Source organism: Pseudomonas sp. SORGH_AS_0199 (assembly GCF_031453735.1).
In the GTDB taxonomy this organism is placed as follows: Bacteria; Pseudomonadota; Gammaproteobacteria; order Pseudomonadales; family Pseudomonadaceae; genus Chryseomonas; species Chryseomonas aestiva.
Map to the genome: position 1 here is coordinate 4369697 of NZ_JAVJAE010000001.1, position 17564 is coordinate 4387260.

The window sequence follows — 17564 nt, forward strand, 5'->3', positions numbered from 1 at the left end:
TGTGTGACAGTCCTAGCGCCGGGGCTGAACGGGGTTGCCCTCCCAGCGCGAGCGACCCGGCAGGGTTTCGCCCTTCATCACCAGCGACAGCGGACCCAGTTCCACGTCGTCGCCGACGCGGGCGCCATAGAGCACCACGCTGCGCGGCCCCAGGTTGACCCCGGCTCCCAGCTCGACTTCGCCCACCTTCATCACCCGGTCTTCGAACAGGTGGGTCTGGGGCCCGGCCAATGCATTGAGTTCGCCATGGTCACCGAGGCGCACGCAGTCGAATTCGGTGAGGTCGGTGGTATCCAGGTAGGTGCCGCGCCCCAGGCGGGCGCCGAGCAGGCGCAGCGCCAGCGGCAGCCAGGGCGTACCGCGCAGGGTGCCGAGCAGATTGGGCACCGCCAGGGTTTCGTAGAGGCTGGTGATGGCTTCGCTGCGCCAGACGAAGAAGGTCCACATGGGCGCCGAGCGCGGGCGATAACGACCGACCACCAGCCACTTGAGCCCCAGCACCACCAGGAAGCTGGCCAGGGCGAAGGCGCTGCCGGCCAGCAGGGTCTCGCCGAGCAGTTGCAGCCAGGCGCCGGCCTGCCACAGCGGCACCAGGGCTTCGGCGATGGCGCAGCCGGCGGCGACGGTGAAGCCGGTGGGCAGCACGATGCGCAGGGCCTCGATCAGGCCACGCGCCACCCGGCGCCAGGGTGCCGGGCGGAAGGTCAGGCTTTCCGGGTAGCCGGTCAGGGTCTCCCGCGCCGGCAGCCGGACCGCCGGCGAGCCGAGCCAGGTTTCGCCCTGGCGCAGGGGCACGCCTTCGTCGAGCCGCCCCAGGACACCGATCAGGGCGTCTTCGGGGAGGTGGCAGCCGTCGGCGACATAGGCGCCGTTGCCGACGAAACTGCGGCGGGCGATGGAGGTGCGTCTGAGGGTCATCCAGCCCTGGGCCACCTGTTCGTCACCGAGCATCACGGCATCGGCGATAAAGGTCTCGGCGCCCAGTTCCAGCAGCGAGGAGACCGGGCCCTGGGCGGTGGAGATCTCGGCATCACGGCCGACCCGGGCACCCAGCAGGCGATACCAGAGCGCCGAATAAACGGTGGCATAGAGGCCCTGCAGACTCTGCAGCGCCGACTCCTGGATCAGGTTGGCCAGCCACTTGCGCCAGTAGAAGAGGCTGTCGATCGACCACTGGCCTTCTTCCAGCCGCGGCAGGATCAACCGCCGTGCCAGGGCGCAGCCAAGCAGGGTCAGGGCGACGCTGACCATGCCCAGCGGCAGGGCCAGTACGCCGTATTGCAGGGCATCGAGCAGCAGCGAAGAGGTGTGCCACCAGGGCAGTCCACCAAAGCTTTCCAGTTCGTCGATCAGCAGCGCCAGGGGAAACAGCGGCATGAAGAACAGCACCGAGACCACCAGGCCACTGAGGGCATAGAGCCCTTTCAGCACGGCACGCTGGGCGCGGGATACCGGAGCCGGCGGCAGGACGCGGGCACCGGCGGCGCCCTGGTCATGGGCCGGCGCGCCGCCCCAGTTGCGTCCGGCCGGGATGCGCTGGCCGCTGCGCAGGGCGGATTGGGCCTGCAGGCGCGCACCGTCACCGAGGGCGGTGTCGCCTTCGAGGATGGCATAGGAGCCGACCTGGGCTTCGCGACCCAGGGTCACGGCGCCGAGCAGCAGTTCGCCGCGCAGCACCCGGGCGTTTTCGAAGTTGACGCCGTTGCCCAGGCTGGCGCCCTGCCCCAGGGTCAGCAACTCGGGGACGCGCAGGGTCAGGGTGCCGACGAAGGCCTCGGCGCCGACCTGGGCGCCCAGCAGCCGTAGCCAGCCACGGGCCAGGGGCGAACCGCTGAGCAGGTAGGCCGGCGCCAGGGCGAGGAAGCGCTCACCCAGCCACCAGCGATAATAGGTCAGGCCCCACAGCGGATAGCGACCGGGCTGCAGGCGACCGGTCAGACGCTTGCCCAGCAGGGCCACGGCGAATTCCAGGCCGATGGCCAGAACGAACAGACTCAGGGCGGTCAGCATGGCCAAGGGCAGCGCGGTACCGGAATGGATCAGCAGCGGGAAGGCCAGGAAGGGTGCCAGCCAGCGGCCCAGGCGCAGGGTCAGGAGCGGCGGCAGGGCCACCGCCTGGGCCAGGCCACAGCGCCAGCGTCGCCAGCGGCTGGGCGGCGCCCAGGCCTCGGTGGCCGTCGCCGTGCCCGCCTCGGCGGCATCCGCCTCCAGGGCGTCGGCAATGGCGCCCAGGGTGCGGCCGGCATAGACCGCCTTGACCGTGGCGCTGGCATAGCGCGGGTCCTGGCGCAGGCGCGAGACCAGGCGGGCGGCGAACAGCGAGTGCCCGCCCAGGTCGTCGAAGAAATCCATCTCGGCGTGCAGGGGCTGACCGGGAAACAGCTCGGCGGTGGCCGCCAGCAGCGCACCCAGGGCGCCACTGGCCGGAGTGACCGGCGCCACTACGGCAATGGCCAGGGGCCGGGCTCGCAGTTGCTTGCGGTCGATCTTGCCGGAGTTCAGCCGCGGCATCTCGCCGAGCCACTCGAAGCGACTGGGCACCATGTACAGCGGCAGGCAGCCGGCCAGCTCGGTCCGCAGCAGGTCGCTGCGCGGCAGCGGACCGCCATCGCCGACCAGGAAGGCCACCAGCTGCTCCACGCCGCCTTCTTCGCGCAGCACCACGGCCACGGTCCCGACGCCGGGTTGCCGCGCCAGGGTGGCTTCGATCTCGCCCAGCTCGACGCGATAGCCGCGGATCTTCACCTGGTCGTCGACCCGGCCCAGGCAATGCACCTGGCCGTGTTTGTCGACCCGTGCCAGGTCACCGGTGCGATAGAGCTTGCGGTCGTGGCTGCCGGTGCTCCAGGGATTGGGCAGGAATTTCTCGGCGGTCAGTTCGGGACGCCCCAGGTAGCCATCGGCCACGCCGGGACCGGTGATGCAGAGTTCACCCACCTGATCGCGTGGCAGCAGCGCCAGCGGCAGGCTGGCATCGGCGTGCACCACCAGCAGGCTGTAGTTGGGCAGCGGCCGGCCAATGGTCACCGGCTCGCCCGGTTGCAGTTGCGCCAGACTCGCCGAGACAGTGGCCTCACTCGGGCCATAGGTGTTGAACAGCCGCCGCTGCGGCCGACTCCAGCGCGCCACCAGGGGCTCGGGGCACATCTCGCCGCCGAGGTTGATCAGGCGCAGGCTGGGGACGTCTTCCGGCAACAGCGCCAGCAGGGTCGGCACCACGTGCAGCACGCTGATGCGATTGGCGGTCAGGGCGCGGGCCAGGGCCTCGGGGTCGGCGGTGATCTCCCGCGGCGCCAGCCAGAGGGTGGCGCCCACCAGGTAGCTGATCCAGATCTCTTCGAAGGACATGTCGAAGGCCACCGAGAAACCCTGGTAGACCCGATCGCCGGCCTCGATGCCGAGCAGCGAATTCTCGCTGCGCAGGAAGTGACAGATGCTGTCCTGGCGGATGCCGATGCCCTTGGGCTTGCCGGTGGAGCCGGAGGTGTAGATCAGGTAGGCCAGGTGGTCCGGAGAGACCTGGCCACGCCGGCGCAGGGTCTCGCCCTGGGCCAGGCCGACGCTCAGCTCGTCGGGGGTCCAGCAGCCGAGCCCGGGCCGCGCCAGCAGATCGGCGAAGGGCGCCCCGGTGATCACGCCCACCGCCTGGGCATCTTCCAGGCAGAGGGCCACGCGATCGGCCGGGGTTTCGGCGTCGCAGGGCAGCCAGGCGGCGCCGGTCTTGGCGATGGCCAGCTGCATCACCAGCAGCTCGATACCGCGCGGCAGCCAGAGGCCGACCACGCGGCCAGGCCCGGCACCAGCCGCCAGCAGTCGCGAAGCGGCGCGGTCGGCCCAGGCGTTCAATTCGCCGTAGCTCAGGCTGCGCTCGCCTTCGAGCAGGGCGGGCCGCTCCGGCGCCCGCGCCGCGGTGGCCTCGAACAGATCGGCGAGGACTTCATCGCGGCACAGATCGGGGCGGATGGGGCCTTCGACCAGACTGAGGGAGAGTTCGGCAAGCGCTTCCATGGGGACAGCCTCTGGGTGTTTGGCGCAGTGTGTATCTCCCGGGTTACGCGCTCCTTAAGGGGCGCTTAGGGTTTGCTTAAGGGTTGGAAGACTGCAGCGTCCGGACGCCGGAACCGCTCTAAAATGCGCCTTTCCAGCGATCCGCCATTGATCGGCGATGGACGGCGGTGCGCTGGCGAGGCCAAAAAAAAACGCCTCCCGAAGGAGGCGTTTTCAGTTACCGCTCAGTGATCAGCGCAGATCGAAACGATCCAGCTCCATCACCTTGGTCCAGACCTTGACGAAGTCCTTGACGAACTTCTCCTGGGCGTCGGCACTGCCATAGACCTCGCTCAGCGCCCGCAGCTGGGCATGGGAGCCGAACACCAGGTCGACCCGGGTGCCGGTCCACTTCACCGCACCGGTCTTGCGATCACGACCTTCGAAGGTGGCCTTGTCCGGACCGGTGGCCTTCCATTCGGTAGCCATGTCCAGCAGGTTGACGAAGAAGTCGTTGGTCAGGGTCTGCGGCCGCTGGGTGAAGACGCCGTGCTTGGCGCCGCCCACGTTGATGTCCAGCACGCGCAGGCCGCCCAGCAATACCGTCAGTTCCGGCGCGCTCAGGTTCAGCAGGTGCGCCTTGTCCACCAGCAGGAATTCCGGCTTGACCTTGAATTCCCCGCCCACGTAGTTGCGGAAGCCATCGGCCCAGGGCTCCAGGTGCCCGAAGGAATGGACATCGGTCTGCTCCTGGGAGGCATCCACGCGACCCGGGGTGAAGGGCACGCTGACCGAATGGCCCGCCGCCTGGGCGGCCTTTTCCACCCCGACACTGCCGGCCAGCACGATCAGGTCGGCGATGGAGACCTGCTTGCCCTGGCTATTGAAGTCACGCTGGATGCCTTCCAGCACGCCCAGCACCTTGGCCAGTTGCGCCGGCTGGTTGACCTCCCAGTCCTTTTGCGGCGCCAGGCGCAGACGGCCGCCATTGGCCCCGCCGCGCTTGTCGGAACCGCGGAAGGTGGAGGCAGCCGCCCAGGCGGTGCCGACCAGTTCGGACACGCTCAGGCCGGACGCGGCCAGCTTGTCCTTGAGCGCCTTGACCTCGGTCTCGCCCTGGGGCGCGCCTGCGGCCTTGGGCAGCGGGTCCTGCCACAGCAGTTCTTCGGTGGGGGTTTCCGGGCCCAGGTAGCGGGCCAGCGGCCCCATGTCCCTGTGGGTCAGCTTGAACCAGGCACGGGCGAAGGCGTCGGCCAGCTGGTCCGGATTTTCCAGGAAGCGGCGGGAGATCTTCTCGTAGGCCGGATCGAAGCGCAGTGCCAGGTCGGAGGTCAGCATGGTCGGCTGATGACGCTTGCTGGGATCGTGGGCATCGGGCACGGCATTGGCGCCAGCGCCGTCTTTCGGCCGCCACTGGTGGGCACCGGCCGGACTCTTGAACAGCTCCCACTCGAACTTGAACATGTTCTCGAAGTATTCGTTGCTCCAGCGGGTGGGCGTGGAGGTCCAGGTCACTTCGAGGCCGCTGGTGATGGTGTCGGCGCCCTTGCCGGTGCCGTAGCTGTTGTGCCAGCCGAAGCCCTGCTGTTCCAGGTCGGCCGCTTCCGGCTCAGCGCCGACGTTGGTCGCCGGGCCTGCGCCGTGGGTCTTGCCGAAGGCGTGGCCGCCGGCAATCAGGGCGACGGTTTCCTCGTCGTTCATGGCCATGCGGCCAAAGGTTTCGCGGATGTCATGGGCCGAGGCCACCGGATCGGGATTGCCGTCCGGACCTTCGGGGTTCACGTAGATCAGGCCCATCTGCACCGCGCCCAGGGGATTTTCCAGGGTGCGCTGCGGATTGTCGTTGCGACTGTGCTCCACCGGATGCTGCTCGGGCTGGGCGGTCAGCACACCGTCACCGGGCTGCTCCATCTGCTTGTGCGCGCCATAGCGCACGTCGCCACCCAGCCAGACGGTTTCCGAACCCCAGAACACCGCATCGTCCGGTTCCCAAACGTCCTGGCGACCGCCGGAGAAGCCGAAGGTCTTGAAGCCCATGGATTCCAGGGCGACGTTGCCGGTGAGGACGATGAGGTCGGCCCAGGATATCTTGCGGCCGTACTTCTGCTTGACCGGCCAGATCAGCCGGCGCGCCTTGTCCAGGCTGACGTTGTCCGGCCAGCTGTTGAGCGGCGCGAAGCGCTGCTGACCCTGACCGGCGCCGCCACGGCCGTCACCGACGCGATAGGTACCGGCGCTGTGCCAGGCCATGCGCACGAACAGCGGGCCGTAGTGGCCGAAGTCGGCCGGCCACCAGTCCTGGGAATCGGTCATCACGGCGCGCAGGTCGGCCTTTACCGCTTCCAGGTCGAGGCTCTTGAATTCGGTGGCGTAGTCGAACTCTTCGCCCATGGGATCGGAGAGTGAGGAATGCTGGTGCAGGAAGTTGAGATTGAGCTGGTTCGGCCACCAATCCTTGTTGGTGGTACCACCGCCGGCGGCGTGATTGAACGGGCACTTGGATTCGGTCGACATCTTCTTGGCTACCTCAGGGTCTTGTTCATCCGGTTGTCAGCCGCGACAGCAGCACGGCCTGCAGAAGGCGTGGTTCCGGTCGCGTCGGCCTAGGGGCTCGACAGGCGTTGAGGCCGGCGTCGAGCCGGCTCCGGGTAGAGCCCCACCATGGGCGAAGCGGACGTTGCGGTCATTGTTATCCCCTCATCAGATGGGCACACCGACGAAGCGGCGCAGTCTCCATACTAGACGGCTTCGCCACCCGGTGTGATAGAAGGTTTTGTGCGCCTCGATAGACTGACTCTGCAAGATGACCCCGGGGTGACAGGCTGCTGCAAGCCGATTCCTGGCGCGATAAGCAACGTTGGCGACCGCTTTGCAGAGGTTCGCGCGGCCTGGCTTAGTGAAGCGGAATCGAGGGCGCGCGTCGGCACTGGCCAGGGCGAGGCAGTCCGCCATATGCGGAAACAGAAGGAGCGGCGACTACCCTGCCCCGGGCGGTCGCCGTGCCCGGTCTAGCCCGGGGCGAACAGCAGATTGGGCGCGTGGCGCTCGTAGCCTTCTTCCGCCAGGCGCACGTCCAGCGCCAGGCTGGCGAGATCGGCGGACAGGGGTTCGCTGCGGGCGTCGTGGTCGCGATAGAGGTGCTTGAGATAGGTCTTGCAGTGGGCGCAGGTCTCGGCGCGTAGCGGAGCCTTCTGGGCGTTGGCGTCGTCGGTGCTCAGGGAGTAGTAGCCCAGGCCCTTGCCCGTCTCGCAGTGGCTGCACTTGACCCGCACGAAGTGCCACTCGCAGGCGCACAGCGAGCAGGTGAGGTATCTCAGGCCATTGGCCTTGCCCAGGTGATGGATGATGCCGGCCATGGGCGGCGCACCGCAGCAGGGGCAGGACGTCTGACTACCCTGTTCGCGCAGGGCGCTGAAGTCACTGCGCTGCAGCCAGTGGGTCCAGGCCACCTGCAGGGCAGCGCCAAGAAAGGGCACCACGCCAGCGGGCACCAGCTCGTAGCTGCCGGCCAGCAGGGCGATGGCCCAGGCCTTGCGCTGGCCGGCATCGGCCTGGCGCAGTTCGTCCAGGGCGGCCTGTACCGGCGCCTGCGCAAGCTTGAGGGTCTCCAGCAGGGCATCCAGCGCGGGCAACCAGTCCCCCTCGCGAACCAGGGTGTCGTAACCCAGGGGTGGCAGACCATGCTGCAGACTCTGGGCGCTGCGCGCCTCGTCCAGCGGCAGGGGGGCGAGACGGTCGAAGACCCCTTGCTGGGCTTCGCACAGGTCGGCCATCAGCAGCAGGTAGTCACTCAGCGCATTGCCGGCGGCCAGCAGGCGCAGGCGGTCGGCGCGATAGCCGAACAGCTCGCCACCGGGCAGCAGGATGAAATCGGGATTGACGGCCGCGGCTTCGATTTCGCCGGGCTCGAGGATCTGGCCCGCCATGGCAGGGCTCCTTAGCAAAACGGTGGAAGATGGAGGATTCAGGATAGCGGGCGGGTTGGGATGATGGGCACCCTGCCCCTCACCCCAACCCTCTCCCGGAGGGAGAGGGGGTCAGATCGGTGCGCGGGGGAAATCATGCGCACCTATCCGTAGGTTGGGTTGAGCGTAGCGAAGCCCAACGATAGAGACCGCTCACTTCTTCTCGCGGGTGACCTTCTCGTACCACAGCGAGTGGTGCTTCTTGGCCCAGGCCCGGCTCACCCAGCCGGTCATCATCGCGGTCACCGAGCCCTTGATCCAGATCCCGGCATAGATGTGCACGATGATCGACAGCACCAGCACGAAGGCGGCCACGGCATGGGCCAGGGCGCCCAGGCGGATCACCGGGATGGGGAACAGGTGGGCGAAGTACTGCCGCCAGATGACCACGCCGCTGACCAGCAGGACCAGCATGCAGGCCAGCAGTACCCAGAACAGGATCTTCTGCCCAGGGTTGTACTTGTCGATCGGCGGCAGCTTTTCCTCGCGGTTGTTCAGCACATCGTTGATCTGCTTGAGCCACTGGGCGTCTTCACGACCGATCTTGTTGTGCCGCCAGAAGCGGATCACCAGGAAGGCGAAGAACAGGAACATCGCCACACCCATGAAGGGATGCAGGATGCGCGTCCAGGTGCCGCCACCGAACAGGTTCGACAGCGGGAACAGCGCGGGGTGGAACAGCGCCAGTCCCGATAGCCCGGCCATGAAGAACAGGATCGCCACGATCCAGTGGTTGGTCCGCTCGTTGGCGTTGTAACGCTGGATTTCAGGTTTCATCTCGATCTCCCAGGACGCCCCCGGCCAAACCGGGGGCGTACCCCTGCTAGGGCTGCTTGTCGTGCGGATCGAAGATCTGCACGGACGGACTCAGCTGCTTGACCTCGCCCCTGGACGCATCGCCCTCGGGACGAGGCGGCGCCTCGACCACCTCGTCGTCGTCATCGGTCCGGTTCGGGCCGACGCGCACGTAGTGGAAGAAACCGGCCAGCACCGCCGCGCCCATGGCAAACAGCGCCAGGGGTTTGGTGAAGCCCTTCCACAGGCCCACGGTGGGGCTGATGGTCGGGTCCTTGGGCAGGTGGTTGTACAGCTGCGGCTGGTCGGCATGGTGCAGCACGTACATGACGTGGGTGCCCCCTACCCCAACCGGGTCGTACAGCCCGGCGTTCTCGTAGCCGCGGCTCTTGAGATCGACGATGCGCTCGGCGGCGTGCTCCTTCATGGCGTCCTTGGTACCGAAGACGATGGCGCCGGTCGGGCAGGTCTTCACGCAGGCCGGCTCCAGGCCGACCCCGACCCGGTCCGAACACAGCGAGCACTTGTAGGCCTTGTTGTCCTTCTTCGAGATCCGCGGGATATCGAAGGGGCAACCGGCGATGCAGTAGCCGCAACCGATGCAGTGGTCCTGGTTGAAGTCGACGATGCCGTTGGCGTACTTGACGATGGCCCCCGGACTCGGACAGGCCTTGAGGCAACCCGGCTCGGCGCAGTGCATGCAGCCGTCCTTGCGGATCAGCCACTCCAGCTTGCCGGCCTCGTCCTCGTGCTCGGTGAAACGCATCAGCGTCCAGGAGTCCGCGGTGAGGTCCGCCGGGTTGTCGTAGGTACCGTGGGTGTGGCCCACCTCGTCGCGCAACTCGTTCCATTCCGAACAGGCGACCTGGCAGGCCTTGCAGCCGATGCACTTGGACACATCAATCAGCTTGGCCACTTCCGCCTGGGTGCGCACCGACGTATAGGCCGTGGTGGTCGCGGAGCGGGCGTAGATATCCTGGCTTGCCATCACGCTTTCTCCACGTTGACGAGGAACGACTTGAACTCGGGCGTCTGGGTGTTCCCGTCACCCACGAAGGGGGTCAGGGTGTTGGCCAGGTAACCCATCCGCGCCACGCCGGAGAAACCCCAGTGGATGGGGATGCCGACGTGGTGCACCGTCTCGCCGTTGACCTGCAGCGGACGGATCCGCTTGGTCACCACCGCCTTGCAGACGATGTGGCCGCGCTTGGAGGTGACGCGCACGAGATCACCCGCGGCGATGCCCTTCTGCTTGGCCAGCACCTCGCCGATCTCGACGAACTGCTCCGGCTGGATGATGGCGTTGAGACGGCAGTGCTTGCTCCAGTAGTGGAAGTGCTCGGTCAGGCGGTAGGTGGTGGCCGCATAGGGGAAGTCCTTGCGATCGCCGAAGTCCGCCCAGTCGTCCTTGAGCACCCGCGCCGCCGGGCTGTTGAGCGCCTTGCGGTTGTTGGGGTGCAGCGGGTTGACACCGATGGGCGTCTCGAACGGCTCGTAGTGTTCCGGGAAGGGCCCCTCGGCCATCTTGTCCAGGGCGAAGAAACGCGCCACCCCTTCCGGGTTCATGATGAAGGGACTCATGCCGTCGGCCGGCTTGGCGTCGATCTTGTAGTCGGGCACATCGGTGCCGCCCCACTTCTGCGCCTTGTCGTTCCACCACACCAGCTTCTTGCTCGGGTCCCAGGGCTTACCGTTGAGGTCCGAGGAGGCGCGGTTGTAGAGGATGCGTCTGTTGTTCGGCCACGACCACGCCCAGCCCAGGGTCTGCCCCATATGGAACGGATCGCTGTTGTCGCGCCGCGCCATCTGGTTGCCCTGCTCGGTCCAGGCGCCGCAGAAGATCCAACAACCCGAGGCGGTGCTGCCGTCGTCCATCAACTGGCCGAAGCCGGCGAGTTGCTGACCGGCCTTGGCCGAGACCGCGCCCTTGGCATCCAGCACATCGGTGACGGCGTAGCCGTTGAACTCCTTGGCGAGTTCTTCCGGCGCCGGCTCCTCGGGCTTGGCGTAGGGCCAGGACAGCCCCAGGATCGGATCGGGGAAGGCCCCGCCATCCTTCGCATAGGCCTCGCGCAGCTTGAGGAACAGCTCGGACATGATGGCGATGTCGCTGCGCCCTTCGCCGGGTGCCTCGGCGCCCTTGAAGTGCCACTGCAGCCAGCGGCTGGAGTTGACCAGGGAGCCGTCTTCCTCGGCGAAGCAGGTGGTGGGCAGGCGGAACACCTCGGTCTGGATCTCGGCGGTGTTCACATCGTTGTGCTCGCCGTGGTTGCGCCAGAACTCGGAGGTCTCGGTGGCCAGCGGGTCCATGATCACCAGCCACTTGAGCTTGGACAGCCCGCGCATCACCTTGGCCTTGTTGGGGAAGGCGGCGATGGGGTTGAAGCCCTGGCAGACATAGCCGTTGACCTGGCCCTTGCCCATCATGTCGAAGTAGCGCAGGACGTCGTAGCCGGCACCGGTGACATCGACCTTGGGCAACCAGTGGTAGCACCAGTCGTTGTCCTTGGTGGCCTTGTCGCCGTACCAGGCCTTCATCAGGCTGACGTGGAACTTGCCGTAGTTCTGCCAGTAGCTCATCTGCCCCGGACGCAGCGGTTTGCTGGCGCGGCGGGCGATGAAGGCGTTGTAGTCCTGCTCGCCGTCGCCGCCGATGGTCAGGTAGCCGGGCAGCTGGATCGACAGCAGGCCCAGGTCGGTGAGGCCCTGGATGTTGGAGTGACCGCGCAGGGCGTTCATGCCGCCACCCGGCAGGCCGATGTTGCCCAGCAGCAGCTGAACCATGGCGCCGCAGCGGATGATCTGTGCCCCGATGGAGTGCTGGGTCCAGCCCAGGGCATAGAGGATGGTCATGACGCGACCGGGCGCCGAGGTCTCGGCGATTTCGGCCCAGACCTTCTGGATCGCGTCGGTCGGCGTGCCACAGGTCTGGCTGGCCACTTCCAGGGTGTAGCGACTGTAGTGCTGCTTCATCAGCTGGAAGACGCAGCGCGGATCCTGCAGGGTCGGATCGATCTTGACGAAGCCGTCGTCGCCGATCTGGTAGCCCCAGTTCACCTTGTCGGTGTAGGTGCGCTTCTCGGCGTCATAGCCGTTGTACAGGCCGTCCTCGAAGGTGAAGCCTTCCTTCACCAGGAAGCCGGCGTCGGTGTAGTTGCGGACGTACTCCTGCTGAATCTTGTCGTGGGTGATCAGGTAATTGATCAGCCCGCCGAGGAAGGCGATGTCGCTGCCGGTGCGGATCGGCGCGTAGTAATCCGCCACCGAGGCGGAACGGGTGAAACGCGGATCGACCACGATCAGCCGGGCGTTGTTGTGCGCCTTGGCCTCGGTGACCCATTTGAAGCCGCACGGATGGGCTTCAGCGGCATTGCCGCCCATGATGAGGACGAGATTGGCGTTCTTGATGTCGCTCCAATGATTCGTCATCGCTCCACGGCCAAACGTCGGGGCAAGACCTGCCACCGTCGGGCCGTGTCAAACGCGCGCCTGGTTGTCGAAGGCCAGCAGGCCCAGACTCCGTGCGATCTTGTGCGTCAGATAACCGGTTTCATTGGAGGACGCCGAGGCGGCCAGGAAGCCTGTGGTCAACCAGCGATTGACCGTCTGGCCCTTGTCGTTGGTGGCGATGAAGTTGGCATCGCGGTCTTCCTTCATCAGGGTAGCGATGCGCCCGAGCGCCTCGTCCCAGCTGATGCGGGTCCACTCGTTGCTGCCGGGCTTGCGGACTTCCGGGTACTTGAGGCGATTGGGGCTGTGGATGAAATCCAGCAGGCCGGCGCCCTTCGGGCAGAGGGTGCCGCGATTGACCGGATGGTCGGCGTCGCCCTCGATGTGAATGATGTTCTGGGCCACGTTCTTGGCCCGGTCGCCCATGCTGTACATGATCAGGCCGCAGCCGACCGAGCAATAGGGACAGGTGTTGCGGGTTTCCACGGTGTGCGCCAGTTTGAAATGGCGCACCTGGTCGGCAAAGGCGGCTGTGGGAGCCATGCCTAACGCCGCCAGGCTGGATCCCGCAAGGCCGACTCCAGCGACCTTGAAGAATTGCCGACGGTTCATATCCACGATTCTTATCCTCGTTCAGGCTGGGTCCGGTGCGTAGCCGAACCCTGCACAGAGAGTAACCCAACAGCCTGGCTTATCGAGCGCTCAGCTGTTGTCGCCGATCAATGGAAGTCGGCCTTCCGTCCCCTGATCCGCCGCGGCCTGACGAATGGCCTGGGATCCCGCACGGCCGGGTACCCTCCGTTGGCAGCGGATCATCGTCGGCCAGCCGCCGCTCACCGAGCGGGTGCGCAAGTCCAGGGCCTGGCGAAAGGTAGCCAGTAGAGCGGTCCGGCGATCCTGGCGACTCGGCAGCTCCGGAAAGTCATGCTAAGCTGGCTAACTTTCCTCGCGATGCCTGCGGACCCCTTCACCATGTCCAAGCACCTGCCGACGCCGCCATAGCGCCACCCCTCCCCTGGTGACGGCCCCTGCGGTCTGTACCCGAGTCCTGCTGCCCTGTCGTCTCTCCGCGATCGCGCCCCGCCGTGCTGTCGCCCGTTCTGGATACGTCATGAAAAGTGTCTCTCCCCGCGCCGACATCCTGGCCGGTCTCACCACGTCCTTCGCGCTGGTGCCCGAGTGCATCGCCTTCGCCCTGGTTGCCCATCTCAATCCGCTGATGGGGCTCTATGGGGCCTTCTTCATCTGTACTCTCACCGCCCTCTTCGGTGGCCGCCCCGGCATGGTCTCCGGCGCCGCCGGCTCCATGGCGGTGGTCATCATCGCCCTGGTGGTGCAGCACGGCGTGCAGTACCTGCTGGCCACGGTGGTGCTCGGCGGCCTGCTGATGATCGCCTTCGGCCTCTTGCGCCTGGGCAAGCTGATCCGCATGGTGCCGCACCCGGTCATGCTGGGGTTCGTCAACGGCCTGGCCATCGTCATCGCCCTGGCCCAGCTAGAGCACTTCAAGCAGGGCGAGACCTGGCTCAGCGGCACGCCGCTGTACCTGATGATCGGTCTGACCGCCGTGACCATGGCCATCATCTGGCTGCTGCCGCGGCTGACCCGCGCCGTGCCGCCGGCCCTGGCCGCCATCCTCGGCGTGGGGCTGGCGGTGCATTTCCTCGACCTGCCCACCCGTACCCTGGGTGACATGGCCCATATCGCCGGCGGCCTGCCGCGCCTGGCGCTGCCCGACATCCCCTGGAGCCTGGAAACGCTGCAGATCATCCTGCCCTATGCGGTGCTGATGGCCCTGGTCGGCCTGCTGGAGACCCTGCTGACCCTGAATCTCACCGACGAGATCACCGAGAGCCGCGGCCTGCCCAATCGCGAGTGCGTGGCCCTGGGCGCGGCCAACATGGCTTCGGGGCTGTTCGGCGGCATGGGCGGTTGCGCCATGATCGGCCAGACCATGATCAACCTGAGCTCGGGCGGCCGCGGCCGGCTGTCGGGGGTGGTCGCCGGCGTGCTGATGCTGCTGTTCGTGCTGTTTCTCTCGCCGCTGATCGAACGCATTCCGCTGGCAGCGCTGGTGGGCACCATGTTCGTGGTCGCCCAGCAGACCTTCGCCTGGGCCTCGCTGCGGGTGCTGCACCGGGTACCGCGCAGCGACATGCTGATGATCATTGCCGTCACCGTGATCACCGTCTTCGCCGACCTCGCCACCGCGGTACTCTGCGGCATCGTCCTGGCCGCGCTCAACTTCGCCTGGCAGCACGCCCGCCGGCTCTATGCCGACAGCCATCTGGAGGCCGACGGCAGCAAGAGGTACCAGGTGCACGGCACCCTGTTCTTCGCCTCCACCGCCACCTTTTTGAACCAGTTCGATCCGGCCGGCGACCCCGCCAGGGTCGTGGTGGACTGCCGCCACCTGAGTTTCGTCGACTACTCCGCCGTGGCCGCGCTGCGCACCCTGCACGAACGCTATGCCAAGGCCGGCAAGCGGGTGCGGGTGCTGCACCTGTCCCAACGCTGCAAGCAGCTGCTGCGCCGCGGCGGCATGACGGACGACCTCGCCCTCGGCGATTGAACCCGCAACGGCGCGCCCGGGTCTCTCCCAGCAATGTCCTGCTCCTGGAGACCCGCGGCCATGCCCAAGATCCTCGCCTGCCTCGACGGCTCGGCCGTCAGCGCCGCCGTCTGCGACTTCGCCGCCTGGGCCGGCACCACCCTGGATGCCCCGCTCACCCTGCTGCACGTGCTGGATCAGCGCCGCTATCCGCGGCCGGGCCAGGCCACGCCGCCCCTGCTGGTCAACCGCGAACACCTGCTGACCGAGCTGGCGGCGCTGGATGCCCAGCGCGGCACCCTGGCGGAAGACCAGGGTCGGCTGCTGCTCGATGCGGCCCAGCTGCGGGTGGAGGAGCAACAGGCGCGCTGCGCCGGGGCCGTGCTCCAGCATGGTGACCTGATAGGTTCGCTGGAAAGTCTGCAGGAGGATTTCGACCTCATCGTGCTGGGCCGTCAGGGCGAGGACAGTCCACCCAAGCGGCTGATCGGCCGCCACCTGGAAAGCGCCATCCGCCTCCTGCATCGCCCGCTGCTGGTGGCCGGCCACCTGTTCGTCAAGCCCAGCGGCGTGCTGCTGGCCTACGACGACAGCAACAGCGCGCGCAAGGCGGTGACCTGGGTGGCCAACTGCCAGCTGTTCGACGACCTGGCCTGCCACCTGGTGACCGTCGGCCGCGACCGCGAAGAACGCCGCGCCGCCCTCGCCCGCGCCGCCGACGAACTCAGGGCCCGGGGCCGCACGGTCACCACCGCCATCACCGACGGCGACGTGGAACTGGGCCTGGAGCGCTATCGCAAGCAGCACGGCCTGGAGCTGGTGGTGATGGGCGCCTTCGGCCACTCCCGCCTGCGCCACTTCTTCATGGGCAGCAACACCCGCAACATGCTGGAAGCCGCCGGCAGTGCGCTGATCGTGGTGCGCTAGCGCATGACGGCACGGCTCCGCCCTCGTTGCATCAGGGTGATCCCCAGCAGGATCACCCCGGCAGCGGACAGCTCGCGCAGGCCCACCGCCTCCCCATGAGCCCAGCCGATGACCAGGGCTACCGCCGGGGTGAGATAGGTCGCCGACGCCGAGGCGACGGCACCCAGGCGCTCGAGCAGGGCGTAATAGAGCAGAAAGGCCATTCCGGTACCCAATACCCCCAGCCCGAGTGTCACTCCGGCCAGTGCCCGCGGGTGCAACAGCAGCTCGCCCATACCCGAGGTATCGGTCACCAGCAGCAGCAAGGCCAGGGCAAGCCCCATTTGCCAGGTCACCAACGCCAGAGCCGGGAGGCCATGGGGTGCAAGGAATCGACAGACATAGACATAGGAGCCGCCGAATAGCGCTGCTGCCCCCAGCATCCAGAACACCCCCCGCTTATCCAACGGGGCCGCTCCGCCCTGCCAAGGCGCGATCAGCACCACCACGCCAACAAAGCCCAGCAACACGCCCCAGAGCATCGCTGCGCTGGTGCGCTGCGAGCGTAGGAACACCAGACTGGTCAGGGTGGTAAACAAGGCGATGGTGCCGCCCAGCACTCCAGCGACGGCAGAAGGCAGCCGTTCGGTACCCTTGGCGATGGCGAAGTAATAGAACGCGGTGGCGAACAGTGCCATCACCAAGAAGTGCGGCAACAAACGCAGCTGCTCTCTTTTGAGTGCGCCTCGCCGCCAGGCCACCAGCACCAGCGGTACGAAGCCACAACAAACCCGCAGCAGCGTCATCTGTGCCGGTGAGATGAAGCTGGCAGCCAGCTTCATGTAGATGAAGTTGGAGCCCTAGAATAGGCCAAGCGCCGCGAACATCATGACGTTAAGACCCATTATTTCCTCCTGGCAACCGGCGCCGAGTCGTGGAATAAAGGTCTCTATCTACCGAATTTCCGCTGATTCCTGGCACGCTATCCTCTGCGCACAGCCAATAGAAAAAACAGGGTCAGGAAGATCATGACGGTCAGCCACCGCCTCCCCCCGTTGAAAGCGCTGCAGGCCTTCGAAGCTGCTGGGCGGCGAGGCAGCTTCCAGGCAGCCGCCCTGGAGCTATCCGTCACTCAGGCAGCAGTCGCCCAGCAGGTACGCCAGCTAGAGGAGCGCTTGGGTTTCCCGCTGTTCCTGCGTCAGCGCCGAGGCGTTCAACTGAGTGAACGCGGTCGCGCCTACTTCCAGGATGTGCAACGCGCCTTTGCCCTGCTCCGTGAAGCCACCGATACACTGCTGTCGCGCAGGCGGGTGATCACCGTAAGCGTGACGCCTACGTTTGCTGCCAAATGCCTGATTCCACGATTGCCGGCTTTTGCCCAAGCCCACCCCGACCTCGATTTACGGGTGCAGGCCAGTGACGTCCTGGTGGACTTCGCCCAGGATGGCGTGGATCTGGCAATACGCCTTACTCGCCGCCCCGTACAGCGAGGCATGACGGCAGACTTCCTCTTTGCCGAGCTGATCGTGGTGGCCAGCCCTACGCTGATCGGCGCAGGTAAACTGCCGCTGGATGCGGCGGAGCTGGCCCGTTATCCCCTGCTCGACGACGGTCAGGCTAACTGGTTGGCTGTACTGGATGGGCAGCCCGTACTCCAGGCCTTGCATATGAACCAGGCCGCCCTGGCCATAGACGCGGCCCTGGCCGGTCAAGGGGTGGCCATGGTCAATCGGCGCTTCGTGCGCGAGGCCCTCGACAGCGGTCAACTGCTCCAGGTACTGGCCGAGTCCGTCCAGAGCGACTGGAGCTATTACCTGGTCATGCCGACGCGAAGCCGCACGGACGCTGCTCTACTGACGGTTGGCGAGTGGCTGAAGACGCTGGCAAGCGACACCTTGGCGTCGGTCTGA

10 protein-coding genes are annotated in these 17564 nt (G+C 66.7%); 3 read left to right on the plus strand and 7 right to left on the minus strand.

From position 1 onward, the window contains the following. Positions 1 to 12 precede the first annotated feature (12 nt). From QE444_RS20480 to fdnG, 6 genes are all read right to left on the minus strand, one after another. Positions 13 to 4008 (minus strand): Pls/PosA family non-ribosomal peptide synthetase, encoded by a 3996-nt coding sequence (locus QE444_RS20480; RefSeq protein WP_285388369.1) that lies wholly within the window; start codon positions 4006 to 4008, stop codon positions 13 to 15. Positions 4009 to 4239: 231 nt separating this feature from the next. Next, positions 4240 to 6501: a catalase/peroxidase HPI gene (katG, locus tag QE444_RS20485; RefSeq protein ID WP_309741404.1), complete on the minus strand. Its 2262-nt coding sequence runs from the start codon at positions 6499 to 6501 to the stop codon at positions 4240 to 4242. A 494-nt stretch (positions 6502 to 6995) separates the two neighbouring features. Further along, the gene (gene fdhE, locus QE444_RS20490; protein ID WP_187980124.1) at positions 6996 to 7913 is read right to left on the minus strand and encodes a formate dehydrogenase accessory protein FdhE; all 918 of its coding nucleotides are present in this window, start codon (positions 7911 to 7913) and stop codon (positions 6996 to 6998) included. Between the two features lie 192 nt (positions 7914 to 8105). After that, positions 8106 to 8729, minus strand: a complete 624-nt coding sequence (locus tag QE444_RS20495) for a formate dehydrogenase subunit gamma (RefSeq protein WP_133862815.1) — start codon at positions 8727 to 8729, stop codon at positions 8106 to 8108. Between the two features lie 46 nt (positions 8730 to 8775). Continuing rightward, positions 8776 to 9735 (minus strand): formate dehydrogenase subunit beta, encoded by a 960-nt coding sequence (fdxH, locus tag QE444_RS20500; RefSeq protein WP_309741406.1) that lies wholly within the window; start codon positions 9733 to 9735, stop codon positions 8776 to 8778. After that, entirely contained in the window at positions 9735 to 12815 is a 3081-nt protein-coding gene (gene fdnG / locus QE444_RS20505; RefSeq protein ID WP_187980125.1) for a formate dehydrogenase-N subunit alpha, read from the minus strand. Before fdnG ends, fdxH begins: the two co-directional genes overlap by 1 nt. Positions 12816 to 13308: 493 nt before the next feature. Here fdnG and QE444_RS20510 point away from each other — a divergent pair, with 493 nt between their 5' ends. Beyond that, entirely contained in the window at positions 13309 to 14769 is a 1461-nt protein-coding gene (locus QE444_RS20510) for a SulP family inorganic anion transporter (RefSeq protein WP_187980126.1), read from the plus strand. A gap of 60 nt (positions 14770 to 14829) precedes the next feature. Continuing rightward, positions 14830 to 15675: a universal stress protein gene (locus QE444_RS20515; RefSeq protein ID WP_309741410.1), complete on the plus strand. Its 846-nt coding sequence runs from the start codon at positions 14830 to 14832 to the stop codon at positions 15673 to 15675. Here QE444_RS20515 and QE444_RS20520 read toward each other — a convergent pair. After that, positions 15672 to 16502, minus strand: a complete 831-nt coding sequence (locus QE444_RS20520) for a DMT family transporter (protein ID WP_309742039.1) — start codon at positions 16500 to 16502, stop codon at positions 15672 to 15674. The two genes, QE444_RS20515 and QE444_RS20520, sit on opposite strands and share 4 nt — an antisense overlap. 180 nt (positions 16503 to 16682) lie before the next feature. Between QE444_RS20520 and QE444_RS20525 the strand changes: the two genes are divergently transcribed. Further along, the gene (locus QE444_RS20525; protein ID WP_309741411.1) at positions 16683 to 17564 is read left to right on the plus strand and encodes a LysR substrate-binding domain-containing protein; all 882 of its coding nucleotides are present in this window, start codon (positions 16683 to 16685) and stop codon (positions 17562 to 17564) included.